This is a genomic window from Prauserella rugosa (assembly GCF_000719975.1).
In the GTDB taxonomy this organism is placed as follows: domain Bacteria; phylum Actinomycetota; class Actinomycetes; order Mycobacteriales; family Pseudonocardiaceae; genus Prauserella; species Prauserella rugosa.
Map to the genome: position 1 here is coordinate 53,129 of NZ_JOIJ01000014.1, position 18,821 is coordinate 71,949.

The 18,821-nt window shown below is 70.0% G+C and carries 17 protein-coding genes; 9 read left to right on the forward strand and 8 right to left on the reverse strand.

Going from position 1 to position 18,821, the window contains the following annotated elements:
- Positions 1 to 20: 20 nt before the first annotated feature.
- On the reverse strand, positions 21 to 398 hold the full coding sequence (locus tag IF64_RS0118555; protein ID WP_425468427.1) for a DUF3099 domain-containing protein: 378 nt from the start codon (positions 396 to 398) through the stop codon (positions 21 to 23).
- Between the two features lie 117 nt (positions 399 to 515).
- Between IF64_RS0118555 and IF64_RS0118560 the strand changes: the two genes are divergently transcribed.
- The 4 genes from IF64_RS0118560 (at position 516) to IF64_RS0118575 (ending at position 6,000) form a co-directional block, all read left to right on the forward strand.
- Positions 516 to 2,048, forward strand: coding sequence for a DUF7782 domain-containing protein (locus tag IF64_RS0118560; protein WP_425468426.1), 1,533 nt, complete (start codon positions 516 to 518; stop codon positions 2,046 to 2,048).
- Entirely contained in the window at positions 2,045 to 2,470 is a 426-nt protein-coding gene (gene dtd / locus IF64_RS0118565; RefSeq protein WP_030533415.1) for a D-aminoacyl-tRNA deacylase, read from the forward strand. The genes IF64_RS0118560 and dtd overlap by 4 nt, the downstream gene beginning before the upstream one ends.
- Positions 2,471 to 2,840: 370 nt before the next feature.
- On the forward strand, positions 2,841 to 3,914 hold the full coding sequence (locus IF64_RS0118570; RefSeq protein ID WP_030533416.1) for a sigma-70 family RNA polymerase sigma factor: 1,074 nt from the start codon (positions 2,841 to 2,843) through the stop codon (positions 3,912 to 3,914).
- Between the two features lie 406 nt (positions 3,915 to 4,320).
- Entirely contained in the window at positions 4,321 to 6,000 is a 1,680-nt protein-coding gene (locus IF64_RS0118575) for a fumarate hydratase (protein WP_030533417.1), read from the forward strand.
- A gap of 91 nt (positions 6,001 to 6,091) precedes the next feature.
- Here IF64_RS0118575 and IF64_RS0118580 read toward each other — a convergent pair whose 3' ends face one another.
- Both IF64_RS0118580 and IF64_RS0118585 read right to left on the reverse strand, forming a co-directional pair.
- Complete coding sequence (locus IF64_RS0118580) at positions 6,092 to 6,529, reverse strand: SRPBCC family protein (protein ID WP_030533418.1); 438 nt, start codon at positions 6,527 to 6,529, stop codon at positions 6,092 to 6,094.
- Positions 6,530 to 6,549: 20 nt separating this feature from the next.
- Positions 6,550 to 7,008 carry a hypothetical protein gene (locus tag IF64_RS0118585; protein WP_030533419.1) on the reverse strand — a complete coding sequence of 153 codons (459 nt, stop codon included), beginning with the start codon at positions 7,006 to 7,008 and terminating at the stop codon, positions 6,550 to 6,552.
- Positions 7,009 to 7,049: 41 nt separating this feature from the next.
- Here IF64_RS0118585 and IF64_RS0118590 point away from each other — a divergent pair, with 41 nt between their 5' ends.
- Positions 7,050 to 8,276 carry an APC family permease gene (locus IF64_RS0118590; RefSeq protein WP_030533420.1) on the forward strand — a complete coding sequence of 409 codons (1,227 nt, stop codon included), beginning with the start codon at positions 7,050 to 7,052 and terminating at the stop codon, positions 8,274 to 8,276.
- Here the strand turns inward: IF64_RS0118590 and IF64_RS0118595 are convergent.
- Both IF64_RS0118595 and IF64_RS0118600 read right to left on the reverse strand, forming a co-directional pair.
- Positions 8,263 to 9,372, reverse strand: a complete 1,110-nt coding sequence (locus tag IF64_RS0118595) for an NAD(P)H-dependent flavin oxidoreductase (RefSeq protein WP_030533421.1) — start codon at positions 9,370 to 9,372, stop codon at positions 8,263 to 8,265. The two genes, IF64_RS0118590 and IF64_RS0118595, sit on opposite strands and share 14 nt — an antisense overlap.
- Positions 9,373 to 9,418: 46 nt before the next feature.
- Entirely contained in the window at positions 9,419 to 11,035 is a 1,617-nt protein-coding gene (locus IF64_RS0118600) for an acyl-CoA synthetase (RefSeq protein WP_030533422.1), read from the reverse strand.
- 94 nt (positions 11,036 to 11,129) lie between these two features.
- On the opposite strand from IF64_RS0118600, the gene IF64_RS0118605 reads away from it, so the two are divergent.
- Positions 11,130 to 11,918, forward strand: a complete 789-nt coding sequence (locus IF64_RS0118605; protein WP_030533423.1) for a crotonase/enoyl-CoA hydratase family protein — start codon at positions 11,130 to 11,132, stop codon at positions 11,916 to 11,918.
- Between the two features lie 125 nt (positions 11,919 to 12,043).
- On the opposite strand, the gene IF64_RS27230 is transcribed toward IF64_RS0118605, so the two are convergent.
- Positions 12,044 to 12,199: a hypothetical protein gene (locus tag IF64_RS27230; RefSeq protein WP_157575526.1), complete on the reverse strand. Its 156-nt coding sequence runs from the start codon at positions 12,197 to 12,199 to the stop codon at positions 12,044 to 12,046.
- A gap of 9 nt (positions 12,200 to 12,208) precedes the next feature.
- Complete coding sequence (locus IF64_RS0118615) at positions 12,209 to 13,801, reverse strand: acyl-CoA synthetase (RefSeq protein WP_051757978.1); 1,593 nt, start codon at positions 13,799 to 13,801, stop codon at positions 12,209 to 12,211.
- Between the two features lie 100 nt (positions 13,802 to 13,901).
- On the opposite strand from IF64_RS0118615, the gene IF64_RS0118620 reads away from it, so the two are divergent.
- Genes IF64_RS0118620 through IF64_RS0118630 form a run of 3 tightly spaced genes read left to right on the forward strand, consistent with a single transcriptional unit; the run spans position 13,902 to position 17,132 of the window.
- Positions 13,902 to 14,903, forward strand: a complete 1,002-nt coding sequence (locus IF64_RS0118620; protein WP_036877136.1) for a Zn-ribbon domain-containing OB-fold protein — start codon at positions 13,902 to 13,904, stop codon at positions 14,901 to 14,903.
- A gap of 11 nt (positions 14,904 to 14,914) precedes the next feature.
- Positions 14,915 to 15,967 carry a thiolase domain-containing protein gene (locus IF64_RS0118625; protein WP_030533426.1) on the forward strand — a complete coding sequence of 351 codons (1,053 nt, stop codon included), beginning with the start codon at positions 14,915 to 14,917 and terminating at the stop codon, positions 15,965 to 15,967.
- A gap of 4 nt (positions 15,968 to 15,971) precedes the next feature.
- Positions 15,972 to 17,132, forward strand: coding sequence for a thiolase domain-containing protein (locus tag IF64_RS0118630; protein WP_030533427.1), 1,161 nt, complete (start codon positions 15,972 to 15,974; stop codon positions 17,130 to 17,132).
- Positions 17,133 to 17,369: 237 nt separating this feature from the next.
- On the opposite strand, the gene IF64_RS0118635 is transcribed toward IF64_RS0118630, so the two are convergent.
- The gene (locus tag IF64_RS0118635; protein ID WP_030533428.1) at positions 17,370 to 18,596 is read right to left on the reverse strand and encodes a cytochrome P450; all 1,227 of its coding nucleotides are present in this window, start codon (positions 18,594 to 18,596) and stop codon (positions 17,370 to 17,372) included.
- Positions 18,597 to 18,821 lie beyond the last annotated feature (225 nt).

Here is an 18,821-nt window from a genome sequence, read left to right on the forward strand (position 1 = left end):
TCCTCGCGGCTCGTGAGCGGTCAGCCGCCGGCAGGCCGATCCGTGCCCTGCCCGTCGGCGGGGGCGTCCACGTCGATCACCTGGTGCGGCTCGATGGCCGGTTCCGGCGCCGCCTCGATCTTCCTGTGCTCGCGCTGGTACCGGTTGGCCTCCTCGGACTTGCGAGGCGGCCGGTCGTTCGCGATCAGCACGGCGACCCACGGCAACGGGATCGACAGCACCAACAGGGCCAGCGCGAGCCACCACGTCTGGTAGAAGATCCCGGCCAGGATCAGGCACGGGAACCGCATGCCCATGGTGAACATGTACTTGCGCTTGCGGGCCGCGAGCTCGTCGTCGTAGGAGGGCGCGGCCTCGGTGATCAGAACCGGGTCGCCGGACCTGTCGCGTTCTTCCACCGACCTCACCTCCACCGATCCATCGTCCCACCACGGCGGCCGTCCGGACAGGCGGGGAGGCCACACCACCGCCGGTGACCGCGCCCCGGCCGGACGGGCGTGCGACGATGACCCACTGTGAACAGTGCGCACAGTGCCTTGCCCGAACTCACGTCCGACGTACTCGCGCGGCTGCGCGAGGCCTTCCGCCGCTGTGGCTACGACGCCGACGGGGTGGTCTCGGCCCTGGGCGGCGCCGCACACGCGGCGCTGGGCCGCGGTGAGCCGTTGCCCGCGCTGCACGCCAGTTCGGACGCCGGCGAGCTGGGCGCGCTGATCCGGCTGTTCCTGCTCGGCCGCAAGGAACCCGCGACGTCGGTGGCCGCGGCGCTGTCCCCGCTGTCGACCGACGACGCCGTCGCGGCGGGCATTCTCCGTCCCGAGGGTACCGCGGGTGAGGCCTTCCGGGCGGGCCTGGACATCCGCCCGCACGGCGACGAGGCCGGCTCGTGGTGGGTGATCGCCGATCTCGACTCCGACCACCTCGGCAGGCCCGTCGACCGCGAGCACGTGCTGGGCGTCGGCCACGCGTCGCTGAGCCTCGTGCGCGCCACGAGCAGGCGTCCCGTCGGTTCGTTGCTCGACCTCGGCACGGGCAACGGTGTCCAGGCGCTGCACGCCAGCAGGCACGCCGAACGGATCACCGCGACCGACGTCTCACCGCGTGCACTGGCGCTGGCCCGTGCGACCTTCACGCTCAACGAGCTCGACGTCGAGCTGCTCGAGGGCGAGTGGTTCGCGCCCGTCGCGCGGCGCACGTTCGACCAGATCGTGTGCAACCCTCCGTTCGTGGTCGGCCCTCCGCGCGTCGACTACACCTACCGCGACTCCGGGCTCGCGGGCGACGACGCGAGCGCGCTGGTGGTGCGCCAGATGCCGTCGTTCCTCACCGACGGAGGCGTCGGCCAGCTGCTCGCCTCGTGGCTGCACGTCGGGGACGAGGACTGGTCGGACCGCGTGACCCGGTGGCTGCCGCACGGCACCGATGCGTGGTTCGTCCAGCGTGACGTCGCCGACCCCGCGCTGTACGTGGGCACCTGGCTGCGGGACGCCGGCATCGACCCGCGTTCCCCTGAGGGGCTGGCCAAGGCCGAGGCGTGGCTCGAGTGGTTCGCCTCCCACGACGTGCGGGGCATCGGATTCGGGTTCGTCACCCTGCGCAAGAACGCCGACGCAGACGCCACGCCGACCATCGTGTGCGAGGACCTGCGCCAGGCCTACGACGACCCGCTGGGCGGCGAGGCCGCCGCCTGGCTCGACCGCGTCGACTGGCTACGTCCCCGCGACGACGAGGCGTTGCTGGGCACGGCGTTCCGCGTGCCCGACACGGTGGTGCTGGAGCGCATCGACGGCCCGTCGGACGACGGGTGGGAGACGACCGTGCGGCGGCTGCACCGCACCGACGGTCCGGGCTGGCAGCACGAGGTGGACGAGCTGGCCTCCGCCCTGCTGGCGGGATGTCGCGGGATGCTGCCGTTGGAGGATCTGCTCGGACTGCTGGCCGCGGCACACGGCGAGGAGTTCCACGAACTGCGCGAGGCGGCCGTGCCGATGGTCCGCGAACTCGTCCGGCACGGCATGCTCGAACCGGCCGGAGGGACGACGCCGTGAGGGCGGTCGTCGCGCGCGTCACCGAGGCACGCGTGACCGTCGACGACGCGGTCGTCGGCGCGTTACCCGAGCCGGGTTTGTTGGTACTGCTGGGAATTCACGCCGACGACACGTCGGACAAAGCCGACACGATGGCGCGGAAACTGCACGAACTCCGGATCCTGCAGGACGAGGAGTCCGCCGCGTCGGCCGGCGCACCGCTGCTCGTGGTCAGTCAGTTCACCCTCTACGGCGACACCCGCAAGGGCCGTCGTCCATCGTGGACGGCGGCGGCGCGGCCGGACCACGCGGAACCGCTCGTGCAAGCCGTCGTCGACGCGCTGCGCCGGCGCGGCGCGCACGTGGAGACCGGCGAATTCGGTGCCATGATGCGGGTCCACAGCGTGAACGACGGTCCGTTCACCGTGCTCGTCGAGGTCTGAGGCAACAGCGCCCGCCCGTACCGGCACCACACCCGCCCCTCACCACCCGGGCACGCCGCCCGCGCCCGGCGGACACCTCCCCCGCCGCACTGCCCACACCACCGGCACACGCCCGCCCGACTCCGTTCCGCACGCAGGTGAAACGCGAACGTGACCCGTTGCACAGCGAGGAAAAAGCCCGGGAACGATTTCGCATGGGCCGACGTTGTTCGAGGTAACCGGCCACGAAGCCGGCCGGTGCGTAACGGTTCCGCAGGCTTGATCGACTGCTCTGGGGAACACACGCGCGGCAACACACACAGGCGGCGGGCATCCGCTCGTGCACGCGCCGCGTGGCACCACACGCGAGCCCGCCATCCGGGGAGGCAGAATGACCGTCCAGACTCTCGAACGTGAGGCCAGCGGCACCCGCGAGCACAACGCGGCGATGCCCACGGTCGACACGGTCACTGCGGTCGAACCGACCGCTGCGGAGGAGGCCGCTCCGGTCACGGCCACACCCACCGCGGTCGTCGAGGACCTCGACGCACAGGGACCGTCCGCCGACCTCGTCCGCGTCTACCTGAACGGTATCGGCAAGACGGCACTGCTCAGCGCGGCCGAGGAGGTCGACCTCGCCAAACGCATCGAGGCGGGCGTGTACGCCCAGCACCTGTTGGACACGGCCGAGGACCTGAGCGACGAGCGCCGCTGGGAGCTGCGCATGGTCGCCCGCGACGGCCGCCGCGCCAAGAACCACCTGCTGCAGGCCAACCTGCGCCTGGTCGTCTCGCTCGCCAAGCGCTACACGGGCCGCGGCATGCCGCTGCTCGACCTGATCCAGGAGGGCAACCTGGGGCTGATCCGCGCCGTCGAGAAGTTCGACTACGCGAAGGGCTTCAAGTTCTCCACCTACGCCACGTGGTGGATCCGGCAGGCGATCACGCGCGGCATGGCCGATCAGGGCCGCACCATCCGCCTGCCCGTGCACCTCGTCGAGCAGGTGAACAAGCTCGCCCGCATCAAGCGGGACCTGCACCAGAAGCACGGCCGCGAGGCCACCAACGAGGAACTGGCCGCCGAATCGGGCATCGCCGTGGAGAAGGTGGCGAACCTGCTGGACCACGCACGCGACCCGGTGAGCCTGGACATGCCGGTCGGCAACGAGGAGGACGCCCCGCTCGGTGACTTCATCGAGGACTCCGAGGCCGCCGACGCCGAGAGCAGCGTCATCGCCGGACTGCTGCACGACGACATGCGCCGGGTCCTGGGCACGCTCGACGAGCGCGAGCAGAACGTGATCCGCATGCGCTACGGACTCGACGACGGCCAGCCGCGCACGCTCGACCAGATCGGCAGGCACTTCGGCCTGTCCCGCGAGCGCGTGCGCCAGATCGAACGTGAGGTCATGACGAAGCTGCGGCAGGGCGAGCGCGCCGACAAGCTCCGCGCCTACGCCAGCTGACGCCTCCCCGTGCGCGCACGCCACGTGCCCCCGCCGTCAGGCGTTTCCCCAGGTCAGACGCTGGTACGAACATTTCTGCGCGAACGACGCAACCTTTCGCGCCACCGGACGTCTTCCTAGTGGGGTTAGGGCAACGTGGCATGCGCTTCCACGGAGCATGTCGCTGCCTGTAGAAGGCCGGGTCCCTCGGGGTGGGACCCGGCCTTCGTCTTGTCTTTCGCCTTGTCGTTCGTCCGGCCGCCCGCCGCGTGGCCGGTACGCCTGCCGCTCCGCCGGGACGCGCAGGCTCACCCCGCGTGATCTGCATCGCGCGGACTCGTCCTGCCCATCCGGCGGCATCGCGTTCCGTTGTACGGTCACCTCGTTTCGTGAATGACCGCCCACCACCGCGCGCAACGGAGCAGCCGTGACCTCTTCCAGCCCCCAGTTCGAGTACACCGACGTACTGCCGCTCGGCAAGGACACCGAGACCGAGTACCGGCTCGTGACCGACGAAGGCGTCCGAACCGTCGAGGCGGCGGGGCGCACCTTCCTCGAGATCTCCCCCGAGGCACTCACCACGCTCGCGCGCACCGCGATCACCGACATCCAGCACCTGCTGCGCACGTCGCACCTGCAGCAGCTGCGCTCGATCGTCGACGACCCCGAGGCCAGCGGCAACGACCGGTTCGTGGCGATGGACCTGCTGCGCAACGCCGCGATCTCGGCAGGCGGCGTGTTGCCGATGTGCCAGGACACCGGCACGGCGATCGCCATCGGCAAGCGGACCGAGGGCGTGCTCACCGGTGGCTCCGACGAGGAGGCGGTCTCCCGCGGCATCTTCGAGGCCTACCGCGACCTGAACCTGCGCTACTCGCAGATGGCCCCGGTGAACTTCTGGGAGGAACGCAACACCGGCACGAACCTGCCCGCGCAGATCGAGCTGTACCACAAGAACGGCACCGACCCGGCCGAGGGAACCGACCCGTCGTACGAGTTCCTGTTCATGGCCAAGGGCGGCGGCAGCGCCAACAAGACGTTCCTGTACCAGGAAACCAAGGCCGTCCTGAACCCCAAGCGGCTGGCCAAGTTCCTCGACGAGAAGCTGCGCAGCCTCGGCACCGCGGCCTGCCCGCCGTACCACCTGGCGATCGTCGTCGGCGGCATGTCGGCGGAGTTCAACCTCAAGGTCGCCAAGTTGGCCTCGGCGCGCTACCTGGACAACCTGCCGACCGTGGGTTCCCCGCTGGGGCACGGGTTCCGCGACACGGACCTGGAACAGCAGGTCCTGGAGATGACCCGCCAGTTCGGCATCGGGGCCCAGTTCGGCGGCAAGTACTTCTGCCACGACGTGCGGGTGATCCGCCTGCCCCGCCACGGCGCCTCCTGCCCGGTCGGCGTGGCCGTCTCGTGCTCGGCCGACCGCCAGGCCAAGGCCAAGATCACCTCCGAGGGCGTGTTCATCGAGCAGCTCGAGCGTGACCCGGCCCGCTTCCTGCCCGAGGTCACCGACGAGGACCTGTCGGACGAGGTCGTGCCGGTGGATCTGAACCGGCCGATGGACGAGATCCGCCAGCAGCTCTCGCAGTTGCCCGTCAAGACCCGGTTGAGCCTGACCGGCCCGCTGGTGGTGGCGCGCGACATCGCCCACGCCAAGATCGCCGAACGGCTCGACGCGGGCGAGGAGATGCCGCAGTACCTGCGCGACCACCCGGTGTACTACGCGGGCCCGGCCAAGACCCCCGACGGCTACGCGTCCGGTTCGTTCGGCCCGACGACCGCGGGCCGGATGGACTCGTACGTGGCGCAGTTCCAGGCCGCGGGCGGGTCGATGGTGATGCTCGCGAAGGGCAACCGCTCCAAGCAGGTTACCGAGTCGTGCAAGCAGAACGGCGGCTTCTACCTCGGCTCGATCGGTGGTCCCGCGGCCCGGCTCGCGAAGGACTGCATCACGAGCGTCGAGGTGCTGGAGTACCCCGAGCTCGGCATGGAAGCGGTGTGGAAGATCCAGGTCGAGGACTTCCCCGCGTTCATCGTCATCGACGACAAGGGCAACGACTTCTTCGCCGAGACCTCCGAGCCGGTACTGCAGATCTCGTTCCGCTAGCGGCAGGTTCCGGACGTCCGCCGGCCTTCGGCGGCTGGCTCCGGGTGTCCATCCGCTCGCCCCCCGACGGGAGCGGATGGACACCCGGACGTCACTGCGCGGCGAAGTGCCCGACGAGACGTTCGAGCGTCTTGGCGATCGCCGCCTTGTTCCGACGCGGGATCGGTGTGCGGTCCATGAGGAACGGGACGAGCGAGGGTGCCCAGTCGAACGTCTCGGTCACCTCCGTGGTGCCGTCCTCGTGGGGGCTCAGTTCCCAGCGCCAGCGGTGGCCGTAGAAGTGCCGCCACGCGATGAGCCGGTCCTGTTCGTACTCGACGACGGTGTTGGTGATGCGGTAGCGGGCTCCGAGTTTCATGTCCATCGCGAACCGCGACCCCAGCTCGAGCGTGGCGGGGTTGCCCTCGCGTGCGGCACGCACGGTGCCCGAGCCGTCGAGGATCGGATGCTGGGCCGGATCGGTGAGCAGCGCGAAGATCTCCGACGCAGGGGCCGGGACGGTGCGGCTGACGCTGACCTGTCGTGTCATGCGCTCACGCTAGGCGCTGATCACTCCTTGCGGGTCGTGTGCTCCAGCACAAGGGTCCGCTCCCCCAGCGGCGCGTCCAGGCGCACATCGACCGGCGGGTAGCGGATGTCCATCGTGCACATCATCTTGCCCGCGGTCTCGGTCTCGACCAGCAGGACGGAGACGGTGTCGGCGTCCTGTTCGGTCACCTCGGCGCTGGCCTTGCCGCATCCGCCTTCCTGCGCGGTGATGGTCAGGGTGCGCCCCTTCGCCGTGGCCTCGCGCGGAAACCCCTCGGGCAGGCCGCGGCCGTTGAGCTGGTCGGCCGGCACGGGGCCGTCCTGGGCCTCGTGGTCGGCCGGCTGTTTCTTGAGCGCCTCCGACGCCGATTCGGACGGCTCGTGCCCTCCGCCGGCCGGGGCGTCGCCGGGGGCCTGCCCGCATGCGGCCAGCACACCGATGCCCAGCGCGGCGCCCGCGATCGTCTCTTTCCATCTCATGTTCGTCTGGACGTAACAGCCCACGGGATAGGTTGCACGGGATGACTGCGGATCGACTCGCCCGCCGACTCGGCACTCGCCAGGCCGTGGTCGTGGGGCTCAGCGCGATGATCGGCGCCGGGGTGTTCACGGCGTTCGCCCCGGCTGCCGCGGCGGCGGGCGCGGCGTTGCCGATCGCGCTGCTCGTGGCCGGCGTGGTGGCGTACTGCAACGCGACGTCGTCGGCCCGCCTCGCGGTGCGGTATCCGGACTCGGGCGGGACGTACGTCTACGGCAGGGAACGTCTCGGCCCGTTCTGGGGGTACCTGGCCGGCTGGGGGTTCGTGGTCGGCAAGACGGCGAGCTGCGCGGCGATGGCGCTGACCGTCGTGGCGTATGCGGCGCCGAACCTGGAGGGCCCGTGGCCGGGTCTGCTGGCGGCGGCCGTCGTGGCGGCGTTGACGCTGCTGAACTATCACGGGGTGCAGCGGTCGGCGCGGGCCGCCGCGGTACTGGTGACGATCAGTCTGCTGGTGCTCGCGGCCGCCGTGGTCGCCGTGTTCGCCGCGGGCGAGCCGGACGCGGGCGGCCTGGACGTCACGGTGGGCACCGGCCCGCTGGGCGTGCTGCAGGCGGCCGGCCTGTTGTTCTTCGCCTTCGCCGGGTACGCGCGCATCGCGACCCTGGCCGAGGAGGTCCGCGATCCGGAGCGCACCATCCCCCGTGCCGTGACGTGGGCACTCGGCCTCGTGCTCGCCGTGTACGCCGCGGTCGCGCTCGCCCTGCTGGTGCAGCTGGGCCCGGACGGCATCGCCGACGCACAGGACCCGGTGGCCGAGGCGGTCGCCTCCACGGGGCTGACCGCCCTGGTCCCGGTCGTGCGGATCGGCGCGGTGCTCGCGGCGCTGGGCGCGCTGCTGGCTCTGGTGCTGGGTGTGTCCCGGACGGTGCTGGCGATGTCGCGGGACCGGCATCTCCCCCACGGCCTGGCGGCGGTGCACCCGCGTCACGGCGTGCCGCATCGGGCCGAGGTCGTGGTCGGCATCGTGGTGGCGCTGGTGGCGGCGACGGTCGATCTGCGCGGCGCGATCGGGTTCTCGTCGTTCGCGGTCCTGGTGTACTACGCGGTCGCCAACGCCAGTGCGTTCACGCTCGGCCGCCGGATCGTCCCCGTGGTGGGGCTCACCGGATGTGTCCTGCTGGCGGCCACCCTGCCGACCGTGTCCGTCCTCAGTGGACTCGCCGTCCTCGCGGCAGGCACACTCGCCTACGCACTCAGGCGTCGCTGATCTCGGTGAGGCGGGTGACGGCGTCGGTGAAACCCGAGGCGAGGTCGGCCACCACGTCGGCGACCGGGCGGACCTCGTTCATCCGCCCCACGATCTGGCCCACGGGCATCGACACCACCGACGGGTCGGACGAGGCGTGGATGCGGTTGTGCGCCGGAGCCACGAGCAGGTTCTGCAGTGGCATCGGCAACGGTTCCGGGGCGTCCGGTTGCGACCACGCCTCGGTCCACCGCGTCTTCAGCAGCCGCGCCGGTTTGCCCGTGTAGATCCGGGTGCGCACCGTGTCGGCCGACGTTGCGGCCACGAGCGCCTGCTGCATCGGCTCCGACTCCGGCATCGTCTCGAGGTATTCGCGCGTCGCCAACCAGATCGAGCCGGTCCACACCCCCTGGGCACCCAGCGCGAGTGCCGCAGCCGCCTGCCTGCCCGAGCCGATACCACCTGCGGCCAGTACGGGAGCGCGGTCGCCGACAGCGTCCACGATCTCGGGCAGGAGCACCATGGACGCGATCTCGCCCGTGTGCCCACCGGCCTCGTGGCCCTGTGCGACGACGAAGTCCACACCGCGCTCGACGTGCCGCGCGGCGTGCTCGGCCTTCCCGGCGAGCGCGGCGACCGGAACGCCGGCGTCGTGAGCCTGGGCGATGACGTCGGCGGGCGGCGAGCCGAGCGCGTTGGCGATCAGCGCGATCGGATGCTCCAGCGCCACCTCGACGTGCGAACGCGCCACCGAGTGCAGCCAGCCCAGCACCCCGTCCCGCCCTTGCCCCTCGGGCAGTTCCGGCACGCCCAGCTGCGCGAGGGTGCGGTCGACGAATTCCCGATGCTCAGCCGGAATCAACGTGGCCGGGTCGACGCCCTTCACCTCGTCCGGCACCTTCGCGGGCATGACGACGTCGACGCCGTAGGGCCTGCCGCCGGTGTTGGCGTCCATCCAGCCGAGCACCTTGTCGAGCTCGTCGGCGTCGTTGAACCGGACGCAGCCCAGCACGCCGAGTCCACCGGCACGGCTGATCGCGGCCGCGACGTGCTCGGACGGCGTGAAGCCGATGATCGGCAGGTCGATGCCGAGGGTGTCGCACAGGGTCGTGCGCATCGCATCCTCCTCGTGAGGGGTCGTCGGGGCCCGGACGCGGCCGTGACTAGGCCGTCAACTTCTCCGTGTCGGGCGCACGGCCGGCGGCGTGGCGCTGCGCCCACGGGTAGTCGGGTTTGCCGCTGGGGAGCCGTTCGACGTGGTCGACGACCCACACGCTGCGCGGCACCTTGTACCCGGCGATCTCACCCCGCACGTGGGCCTCCAGCGCGGCCAGGTCGAGACTCGCCCCTGCCCGCGGTTCGACGAGCGCGCCCACCCGCTGTCCCATGCGGTCGTCGGGCACGCCGATGACGAGCGCGTCGAACACGTCCGGATGCGACTTCAACGCACCCTCGACCTCTTCGGGGAAGACCTTCTCTCCACCGGTGTTCACGCACTGCGACCCACGGCCCAGCAACGTGACCGTCCCGTCGGCCTCGTAGCGGGCGTAGTCGCCCGGCACGACGTAACGCACGCCCCCGGCCTCCACGAAGATGGTCTCGCTCTTGTCGGGGTCCTTGTAGTAGCCGAGCGGGACGTGCCCGCGCCGTCCGATGCGCCCGACCGCGCCCGGTTCGGCGGGGACCACGGCATCCGAATCGTCGAGCAGCACCGCGTCCTTGCCGACGTTCACACGGGGACCCGCGGAGTGATCGGCGTCGCGGGCCATCATGCCGATGCCGGTGAATCCGCTCTCCGACGAGCCGATCGCGTCCGTCAGCACCAGGTTCGGGAACTCGGCCAGATACTCCTGTTTGACCGACTGCGAGAACAGCGCGGCGTGACTCGACACCGCGACGATCGAGGACGCGTCGTACGACCCGGACCGGTAGGCGTCGAGCAACGGCCGCGCCATCGCGTCGCCGACGATCGTGACGACGTTGACGCGATGGCGTTCGATCGCCCGCCAGATGTCGTCGGCGTCGAACTGCGGGACGAACACCACGGTGCCGCAGGCGAACAGCGCGCCGAACGCGGCCCACTGCGCGGCACCGTGGATCAGCGGCGCGGCGGGCAGGCGCACCATGGCACCGTCTCTGCCCTGCTCGGCGAGCGTCCACTCGTCGGCGACGTACTCGCCGGTGACGAAGTCGATGCCCCCGCCGAGCGCGCGGAAGACGTCCTCGTGACGCCACATGACGCCTTTCGGATATCCCGTGGTGCCGCCGGTGTAGAGGATGTAGAGATCGTCGCCGCTGCGGGCGGGGAAGTCCCGGTCCGCGCGGCCGGACGCCACGGCGTCCTCGTAGGCCGCCGCACCGGAAGGGGCCTCGACGTCCGACCCGTCCTCGATGACGAAAACGTGTTTCAGTTTGGGCAGGTCGCCCCGCACCGCCGACACCCGCGGCGAATACTGCCGCTCGTGCATCAGCGCGACGACGTCGCCGTTGTCGAGCAGGTGCTGCAGCTCGGCTTCGACGTAGCGGTAATTGACGTTGATCGCGATCGCCCGCAGCTTGTACGCCGCGAACATCGTCTCGATCATTTCCAGTGAGTTTCGCGAGTACACGCCGATGTGATCGCCCGCGCCGACACCACGCGACGCCAGATGGTGCGCGAGCCGGTTCGCCCGCTCGTCCAGCTCGGCGTAGGTCAGGCTTCGATCGCCACAGATGACCGCGGTGCGTTCGCCCGCGACGTCGACGGCGTGCTCCAGCAGGTCTGCGATGTTGAAGGCCACGCAACCAAACTAGAACATGTTATCGTTCCGGGCAATGGTCGGAGTGACCGGTCCCCGTCCCACGACACGAACGGAAGGCGAGGCGAGCAGCGATATGACCGAGGCGCACGCTCTGGTGGAACAACGCGGGCACACGCTCGTGGTGACGCTCAACCGACCCGAGGCACGGAACGCCCTCACCGCCGAGATGCTCGCGATCATGACCGAGGCGTGGGACCGGGTCGACAAGGACGACGAGATCCGCAGCTGCGTGCTGACCGGTGCCGGCGGGGCGTTCTGCGCGGGCGCGGACCTGAAGGCGATGAACAGCAACCGCCCCTCGGACGCCTTCGACAAGGGCACGTTCGACCCGAGCCGCATGGACGGTCTGCTCAAGGGCCGCCGGCTGACCAAACCACTCGTCGCCGCCGTCGAAGGCCCCGCGATCGCGGGCGGCACCGAGATCCTCCAGGCCACCGACATCCGCGTCGCGGGCGAGAGCGCGACGTTCGGTGTGTCGGAGGCGCGGTGGGGCCTGTTCCCCCTGGGCGGTTCAGCGGTGCGCCTGCCGCGCCAGATCCCCTACACGGTCGCTGCGGAGATCCTGCTGACCGGCAGGCACATCACCGCGACCGAGGCGCGTGACATCGGACTCGTGGGCCGTGTCGTCCCCGACGGCAGCGCCCTGGACACGGCCCTGGAGATCGCCGAGGTGATCGCCGCGAACGGCCCCCTCGCCGTGCAGGCCATCCTCCGCACGATGCGCGACACCGAGGGAATGCACGAGGAGGAGGCGTTCACGCTGGAGTCGCGGTACGGCGTCGGCGTGTTCGCCAGCGAGGACGCCAAGGAGGGCCCGCGCGCCTTCGCCGAGAAACGCACCCCGAACTTCCGCGCCCGCTGACCCCGCCATGCCCCCGGGGGCGTGTCAGCATGGGTCGGTCCGGTGCCGATCGCCGACGGGGTCATCGACCACACCGTCTTCGACAAGCCGGTGTTCCTCCGGACGCAGCGGCGCGCTGCCGATGCTCAGCCGGACAGGTCGACGTAGTTGGCCACGTCGGCGTCGATGCCCGCGTCGCGGTCGAGGAATCCCGGCTGCTGCCGCAGCACGGCGTGCGTGCGCTCCCACGTGGTCTCCGGCGAGGAAGCCGACGATAGAACCTCGACAGGACTCGAGGTCACGCATTCCGCTCAAATGGCGCGGTCGCGACCCTGCCAGTACGGGTCGCGCAGGCGGCGCTTGTACAGTTTCCCGTTGGGGTCGCGCGGAAGGTCGTCGCGGTAGTCGATGCTCTTCGGCAGCTTGAACTTCGCCAGTCGCCCGCGGGCGTACTCGAGGAGTTCCTCGGTCAGCTCGGCCGTGCCCTCGACCCCCTCGGCCGGCTGCACGACCGCCTTGATCTGCTCGCCCCAGTCCTCGTGGGGCACGCCGAACACCGCGACATCGGCCACCTTCGGGTGCACGGCGAGTTCGTTCTCGATCTCGGCCGGATAGATGTTCACCCCGCCGGAGATGATCATGTCGCTCTTGCGGTCGCGCAGGAACAGGTACCCGTCCTCGTCGAGATGGCCGACGTCACCCAGGGTGAACAACTCCCCGACCCGCGAACGCTCGGTCTTCTCCCTGTCCTTGTGGTACTCGAACCGCGAGCCCGCCATCTGCATGTACACCGACCCGACCTCGCCCAGCGGCAGCTCGCGACCGTCGTCGTCGAGGATCCGCACGGTCGAGTTCGGCCACGGCCTGCCCACCGATCCCGGTTTGCGCAACCACTCCTCGCCGCTGATCACGGTGCCGCCGCCCTCGGTCGCGGCGTAGTACTCCGTCACGACCGGTCCCCACCACTCGAGCATCCGCCGCTTGATCTCGTCGGGACACGGGGCCGCGCCGTGGATCATGACCCGCAGGGACGAGACGTCGTAACGCAGCCGCGTCTGCTCGGGCAGGGCGAGCAGCCGGTGGAATTGGGTGGGCACCATGTGGCTGTGGGTCACGCGGTGACGTTCGATCAGCCGCAGCATCTCCTCTGGGTCCCAGCGGTCCATGAGCACCGCGGGGTGTCCCAATTGGATCGAGATCGCGACGAAGTTCAGCACCGCCGTGTGATACAGCGGCGATCCGCACAGGTGGACGTGCCCGTCGAACGGTTCGATACCGAAGATGGCGAAGAATCCCGTCGACGCCACGGGGACGCCGTCGGGGTCCGCACCGGTCAGCGGCCGGCGCACCCCTTTCGGCTTACCGGTCGTGCCCGACGTGTACAGCATCGGCGAGCCGGCCGTACGCCGGGCGGGTCTGCCGTCGCCCTCGCCCGCACCGAGCTCCTCGATGCGGCGGAATCCGTCCACCGCGCCGACGGCGAACCTGCCGTGGGGATCGACACCCGCCTCGTCAGCGGCCGCGACGGCCGTGTCGGCGAATCGTTCGTGCGCGAGGAAGGCCTTCGCCTCGGAGTCGGTGAGCAGGTACGCCACCTCGGGGCCGGTCAGGTGCCAGTTCGCCATGACCACGTAGAGGCCTGACTGGATCGCCGCGAAGTAGGCGGCCACCAGCTCGACCCCGTTGGGTTGCAGCACGACGATCGCGTCACCGGTCTCCAGCCCGAGCGACTGCAGTCCCCTGGCGTAGGTGTTGGCCTTGGCCGCCAACCGGCCGTAGGTGATCTCGGTGCCGTCGGGATCGATGGCCGCGACCAGCTCGGGATGTTCGGCGGCGATGTTCCACAGTCCGATCGTCTCGGCTGCGCGGTCGGTCCCGGATCGGGCGGCACTCGTCGACGTCATGACGGCAAATCTAGAACTCGTTCCACATAGAGGCAACCCGTCACACACCATATGCGTGAGCACTTGCCGGACAAATAGAGAACGTGTTTCACTTCTGCTTGTGACTGCTGTCGAATCCGAGACACCGCTGTCCGCGCCCCTCGACGTGGGCTTCGACTACACCCGATCGGTCGGGCCGGTCCTGGGCCGGTTCATGACCGAACTGACCCGCCGCCGGATCGTGGGGGTGCGCGGCACCGACGGGCGTGTGCACGTCCCGCCCGTCGAGTACGACCCGACCAGCGCCGAGCCGCTGACCGAGTTCGTCGACGTCGCCGACGAGGGCACCGTCGTGTCGTGGGCGTGGGTGTCCGAACCGTTGCCGGGCCAGCCCGTGCAACGGCCGTTCGCATGGGCGCTGGTGCGCCTCGACGGCGCCGACACGGCTCTGGTGCACGCCGTCGACACCGGCGGCGACCCCGCCCTCGTCCACACCGGACTGCGCGTGCGGGTCCGCTGGGCCGAGCAACCGGTCGGACACATCCGCGACATCGCGTACTTCGTCCCGGCCTCCACGGCCGACGCACCGCCCGACGACGCCCCCACGCCCGAGGCACCACCGGCGGCCGAGCGATCCGGCGACACCGTCGAGACCGTGATCACGCCGGTGCACCTGAACTACGAGCACTCGGCGTCCATCGAGGAGACCCGCTACCTGCGCGCACTCGCCGACGGCAGGTTGCTCGGGCAACGCTGCCCCGGCTGCGACAAGGTCTACATCCCGCCACGCGGATCGTGCCCGACGTGCGGCGTGCCGACCACCGGCGAGGTGGAGCTGCCGGACACCGGCATCGTCACGACGTTCTGCATCGTCAACGTGCCGTTCCTCGGCCAGCGCATCACTCCCCCGTACGTCGCCGCCTACATCCTGCTCGACGGCGCCGACATCGCGTTCCTGCACCTCGTGCTCGGGTGCGAGGCCTCCGAGGTGCGCATGGGCATGCGGGTCCGCGCGGCCTGGAAGCCCCGCGAGGAGTGGTCGACCACGCTCGAGAACATCGCGCACTTCGAACCCACAGGGCAGCCCGACGCGCCGTACGCGTCGTACGCCCACCACCTGTAGGAAGGCCAGTGATGACGGAAGTCGCGGTGGTCGCGTTCGCCCAGGCGCCGAACGTCCGGCGAACCCACGGCACCACCAACGGCGTCGAGATGCTCGTGCCGATCTTCGACGAGGTCTACACCCGCACCGGACTGACGAAAAAGGACATCGGCTTCTGGTGCTCCGGCTCGTCGGACTACCTCGCGGGCAGGGCGTTCTCGTTCATCTCCGCGATCGACGCGATCGGTGCGTTCCCGCCCATCCACGAGTCACACGTCGAGATGGACGCGGCATGGGCCCTGTACGAGGCGTGGCTGAAGATCCGGATGGGCGAGGTCGACACGGCGCTCGTGTACGGCTTCGGCAAGTCGTCGGCGGGCGAGCTGCGGCGCGTGCTGTCCCTGCAGCTGGATCCCTACACCGTGGCCCCACTGTGGCCCGACGCGGTGAGCATCGCGGCGTTGCAGGCACGGGCCGGGCTCGACGCCGGACTGTGGAGCGAGAAGGACCTCGCCGAGATCGCGGTCCGCAGCAGGCGCGACGCGGCCACGTCGCCACGGGCACAGATCAGCGGTGAGGCCGACGTCGCGACCCTGCTCGCCGACGAGCCGATCGCCGACCCGCTGCGGGCCCACGACATCGCGCCCGTGACCGACGGCGCCGCCGTCGTCGTGCTGGCCTCGGCCGACCGAGCGCGCGACCTCGCCGACCGGCCGGCCGTGATCACCGGCATCGACCACCGCATCGACACCCCGGCACTCGGTGCGCGCGACCTGACCCGGTCCCCGTCCACGCGTCTCGCGGGTGAGGCCGTGGGCACCGCCGGCGTCGAGGTCGCCGAGCTGCACACCCCGTTCACCCACCAGGAACTGATCGTGCGCGGCGAACTCGGACTCGGCGACGACGTGCGGATCACCCCGTCGGGAGGTGCGTTGACGGGCAACCCGATGTTCGCGGCCGGACTGGCCCGCATCGGCGAGGCCGCCCAGCGCATCCTCGACGGCGACGCCCGCCGCACCCTCGGTCACGCCACGAGCGGGCCCGCACTGCAACAGAACCTGGTCGCCGTCCTGGAGAGGGGCTGAGGGCATGGCCAAGCAACGCGCCGCGGTACTGGGCACCGGACAGACCCACCACCGCAGCAAACGCACCGACGTGTCCATGCCGGGCCTGCTGCGTGAGGCGGTCGACCGCGCCATGGCCGACGCGCAGGTGGGCTGGTCCGACATCGACGCCGTCGTGGTCGGCAAGGCGCCCGACCTGTTCGAGGGCGTCATGATGCCCGAACTGTTCCTCGCCGACGCGCTGGGCGCCAACGGCAAACCGCTGCTTCGCGTCCACACGGCGGGTTCGGTCGGCGGTTCGACCGCACTCGTGGCCGCCGGCCTCGTGCAGTCCGGGGTTCACCGGCGGGTCCTGACCGTGGCGTTCGAGAAGCAGTCCGAGTCGAACGCGATGTGGGCCCTGTCGATCCGGGTTCCGTTCACCATGCCGGTGGGTGCCGGTGCGGGCGGGTACTTCGCCCCGCACGTGCGCTCGTACCTGCGCCGTTCCGGAGCCCCGGAACACGTCGGCGCGATGGTCGCGGCCAAGGACCGTCGCAACGGCGCCCTCAACCCCCACGCCCATCTGCGCCAGGCCGACATCACCGTCGACTCGGTCCGCGCCTCGCAGATGCTGTGGGACCCCATCCGCTACGACGAGACGTGTCCCTCCTCCGACGGCGCGTGCGCCATGGTCATCGGCGACGAACGCTCCGCCGAGGCCTGCCCGTCGCCCGCGTGGATCCACGCGACCAGCATGCGCACCGAGCCGACCACCTTCGCCGGACGTGACCAGGTCAATCCCCGCGCCGGCCGCGACGCCGCCGCCGACCTGTGGAAGCAGGCCGGCATCACCGATCCACTGTCCGATGTGGACGCCGCCGAGATCTACGTCCCGTTCTCCTGGTTCGAGCCGATGTGGTTGGAGAACCTCGGATTCGCCGCCGAGGGCGAGGGATGGAAGCTCACCGAGGCCGGCGAGACCGCGCTCGACGGACGACTTCCCGTGAACCCCTCGGGCGGAGTCCTCTCGTCGAATCCCATCGGCGCCTCGGGGATGCTCCGCTTCTCCGAGGCCGCCAAGCAGGTCATGGGCCGGGCCGGCGACTACCAGGTCGACGGCGCCCGCACCGCGCTCGGGCACGCCTACGGCGGCGGGTCGCAGTATTTCTCCATGTGGGTCGTCGGGGCCGACAGGCCCGCGTAACGCCACGGAGTGCAGCTCCCGGCCATGGCACCTGGCCGGGAGCCGCGCTCCGTGGCGTTCTGACCCACCCCCGGAAACCGCAACACGCGTTCCCGGAACCGCAACACGCGTTCCCGAAAGCGCAACACGCGCCCCGGAGACCGCAACACGGGGCCGTGGAAACGCAACACGCGCCCCGGAGACCGCAACACGGGGCGTCCCGGATCCACCGTGGATCCGGGACGCGGTTTCCGGTGTCTACTCGTAGGCGACCTGGTAGTGCTTGATGCCGTTGAGCCACCCCGAGCGCAGCCGGTCGGGCTCCGAGACCTCGCGGATGTTCGGCATGGCGTCGGCGATCGCGTTGAAGATCAGGTCGATCTCCAGCCGCGCCAGGTTCGCACCGATGCAGTAGTGCGCGCCCGTGCCGCCGAATCCGACGTGCGGATTCGGATCGCGCGTGATGTCGAACCGCTCGGGCTCGTCGAAGACGTCCGGATCGAAGTTCGCCGAACTGTAGAACATCGCCACCCGGTCGCCCTTGCGGATGTGCTGCCCGCCGAGTTCGGTGTCGGCCGTGGCCGTGCGCTGGAACGCCACCACCGGCGTCGCCCACCGCACGATCTCGTCGGCGGTCGTCGTCGGCCGCGTCCGCTTGTACAGCTCCCACTGGTCCGGGTGATCGAGAAACGCCTTCATCCCGTGCGTGATCGCGTTGCGCGTCGTCTCGTTGCCCGCCACGGCCAGCAGGATCACGAAGAACCCGAACTCGTCCGAAGCCAGCGACTCACCGTCCACATCGGCCTGAACGAGTTTCGTGACGATGTCGTCGGACGGATCCTGCCTGCGTTGTTCGGCCATCGTGAACGCGTAGCTGATGAGTTCGGCCGACGCCGCCATCGGGTCCACTTCGTACTCGGGGTCGTCGTAGCCGATCATCTGATTGGACCAGTCGAAGATCTTGAGCCGATCCTCCTGGGGGATGCCGATGAGGTCGGCGATCGCCTGCAGCGGGAGTTCGCAGGCGACGTCCTCGACGAAATCGCCGGATCCCTTCTTCTTCGCCTCGGCGACGATGGCCCTGGCACGCTCACGCAACCCGTCCTCGAGCCGCGCGATCGCCCGCGGCGTGAACCCCTTCGACACGATGCGCCGCAACTTGGTGTGCTGCGGGGCGTCCATGTTCAGCAGCACCAGGCGGTTGGCGTTCAGCCCGTCCTCGCCCATGTTCTCGTCGAACCGCACGATCGCGGTCTTCTCCCACGAGGAGAAGAGCTCACTGTCCTTCGACACGGTCTTCACGTCCTCGAGGCGGGTCACCACCCAGAAGCCGTCGTCGCCGAAGCCGGCGATGTTGTGCGGCTGGTCGTTCCACCAGACCGGAGCGGTGCGCCGCAACATCGCCAGCTCGTCGAGCGGCAGCCGCCGCGCCAGCAGATCCGGGTCGGTGAAATCGAAGCCTTCGGGTAACAGCGATGTCGTCATGCGCCAAACCTCCGCGAGGAGCGTCATGGAACTCGTTCTACTCGCCGAGTGAAGCATACGGTGTTAACCGGGAGAAGGTCTCAAGTGAAACCCGTTAACTGAATCGATTGGGATCTTGTCTACCACGAGGGGCGAGCAGTCCATCTTCGAATGCCACCCGCGCGGCCCACCTTGATACATAAGAGAACATGTTCTACTTTTGGAGCTACTCCGCCTGTCCACCAG

Excerpts from the sequence above, each read along its gene's own strand:
- IF64_RS0118615 (WP_051757978.1), bottom strand. The coding sequence starts at position 13,801 with ATGACGTCGACGAGTGCCGCCCGATCCGGGACCGACCGCGCAGCCGAG.
- IF64_RS0118570 (WP_030533416.1), top strand. The coding sequence starts at position 2,841 with ATGACCGTCCAGACTCTCGAACGTGAGGCCAGCGGCACCCGCGAGCAC.
- IF64_RS0118595 (WP_030533421.1), bottom strand. The coding sequence starts at position 9,372 with ATGCGCACGACCCTGTGCGACACCCTCGGCATCGACCTGCCGATCATC.
- IF64_RS0118590 (WP_030533420.1), top strand. The coding sequence starts at position 7,050 with ATGACTGCGGATCGACTCGCCCGCCGACTCGGCACTCGCCAGGCCGTG.
- IF64_RS0118580 (WP_030533418.1), bottom strand. The coding sequence starts at position 6,529 with ATGACACGACAGGTCAGCGTCAGCCGCACCGTCCCGGCCCCTGCGTCG.
- IF64_RS0118625 (WP_030533426.1), top strand. The coding sequence starts at position 14,915 with ATGACGGAAGTCGCGGTGGTCGCGTTCGCCCAGGCGCCGAACGTCCGG.
- IF64_RS0118635 (WP_030533428.1), bottom strand. The coding sequence starts at position 18,596 with ATGACGACATCGCTGTTACCCGAAGGCTTCGATTTCACCGACCCGGAT.
- IF64_RS0118605 (WP_030533423.1), top strand. The coding sequence starts at position 11,130 with ATGACCGAGGCGCACGCTCTGGTGGAACAACGCGGGCACACGCTCGTG.
- IF64_RS0118630 (WP_030533427.1), top strand. The coding sequence starts at position 15,972 with ATGGCCAAGCAACGCGCCGCGGTACTGGGCACCGGACAGACCCACCAC.
- IF64_RS0118585 (WP_030533419.1), bottom strand. The coding sequence starts at position 7,008 with ATGAGATGGAAAGAGACGATCGCGGGCGCCGCGCTGGGCATCGGTGTG.